General features: G+C 43.6%; 2 protein-coding genes. Both read left to right on the top strand.

Annotated features, from left to right (window positions below; translation table 11 throughout):
• Positions 1–121 precede the first annotated feature (121 nt).
• Positions 122–1,138 (top strand): XdhC family protein, encoded by a 1,017-nt coding sequence (locus CXF78_RS16610; RefSeq protein WP_102037400.1) that lies wholly within the window; start codon positions 122–124, stop codon positions 1,136–1,138.
• 13 nt (positions 1,139–1,151) lie between these two features.
• Positions 1,152–1,703 (top strand): nucleotidyltransferase family protein (locus CXF78_RS16615; RefSeq protein ID WP_102037401.1); only part of this gene is annotated, 552 nt, incomplete at its 3' end.

Below are 1,703 nucleotides of genomic sequence, written 5' to 3' on the forward strand. Positions count from 1 at the left end.
ATTTGTTATGTAATCAGGTCATTGAGGTTATTTATTAATAAGTTGAAACCATTGATTCTTTGCATTGTAAAGCCAGTCTGTTAGCTTAAGCTAATGCGTTTACAAATGATGGACAACCAACATGGTTCAACACCTCGTTGATTTACTCGATACCTGGTTACCTTCTTATCAAGAAGACTGGGTACTTGCCGTTCTTACCCAAGTAGAAGGGTCTTCTTACCGCAAACCTGGCGCCATAATGCTATTTCATCCAATGGGTAAAAGCCTGGGGATGTTAAGTGGTGGCTGTCTTGAGGCGGATTTACGTCGTCACGCCCAGCGCGCTATTCAAACTCAGCAAGTTATTCAGTTAACCTATGACGCAACGGATGAGTCTGATACCAGTTATCAGCTGGGCTGTGGTGGTATTGTCAATATCATGATGGTGTCGCTGAATAAAGCGAACAATTACCTTGGTTTAGTGAGTGTTCATGATGCTTTAATGCGTGGTGATCGTGGTATATACCAGCTTGAGATTGTTGCCGATGGCGTTTCAAGTCATCAGATATCTGGCCACTTTGTAGAGGCGTCTAGTGACGCAGCTCCTATTACCCTAAATACCAAAACCCTTAAAGTGACTGAGCAAAATAAAACGTTACTGCAAATTCCACTGCGTCCGCCGGTGCATATTGGTATTTTTGGCGGCGGATTAGATGCCAAACCTATAGCCCAAATGGCACAAACCATGGGCTGGAAAGTGACGATATTTGATGAGCGTACTGCTTATGCTCGCACCTATGATTTTCCGGGCTGCCACATTATGAAACACCCGACACCGTCGATATCTACTGATTTACTCAGTGGGTTAGATGCGGCTTTTATCATGAGCCATAATTTACAGATTGATGCTAAAACGCTAAAAACATTGCAACCGTTGCCACTGGCCTACATATCATTGTTAGGCCCAGTACATCGGCGCGATAAAGTATTGGATATGGCAGAACTCAGTTTGAAAGACTTTAGCGGTTATTTCTCTGCACCAGCAGGATTAGCGTTAGGTGGTGAACTGCCAGGCTCTGTTGCGTTGAGTATTTTATCTCAGTGTCATGGCGTGCTGTATAACAGCAAGCTCACTAGCCTTGATAGTGTGATGTTGTAATGGCGGGTCAATAATGAAGCCCAATATCATTACCGTTATTTTAGCCGCTGGTGCCAGTAGCCGATTTCATGGCGCCAAAATGCTCGCTAAAGTAAAAGGTAATCAAAGTTTATTAGCCCGCAGCATCGTATCACTTAACAAGGTGACAGCCACCGCAGGAATAAAAGCGCCAGCAGTAGTGTTAGGCGCTCATCTTAATGACGAGATCATGGCAATAACCGCAACAAGCCATCAGATCATTAACCCTGATTGGCAACAAGGGTTATCCAGCTCCGTTAAACATGCCAGCCAATACGCTATTGAACAGCAAGCCGATGCATTGTTGCTCGTGCTTGCTGACCAAGTCGCCATTGATGTTGATGACTACTTACACCTTATCGAACGCTATCAGCAAAATGGGTTAACAAGCTGTGCTTTTTATCGACAAGATGTGGGTGTTCCAGCGATATTTTTAGCTAAAGATTTTGCTGTGCTAATGTCGATCGATGGCGATAAAGGTGCTAAAAGCATTCTAAAACAACATGATAAAAATAATAGCTTGAACATTATTCCAATGGAACAAGCG

The sequence above is a fragment of the Shewanella sp. 11B5 genome (assembly GCF_002836795.1).
Taxonomy (GTDB): domain Bacteria; phylum Pseudomonadota; class Gammaproteobacteria; order Enterobacterales; family Shewanellaceae; genus Shewanella; species Shewanella frigidimarina.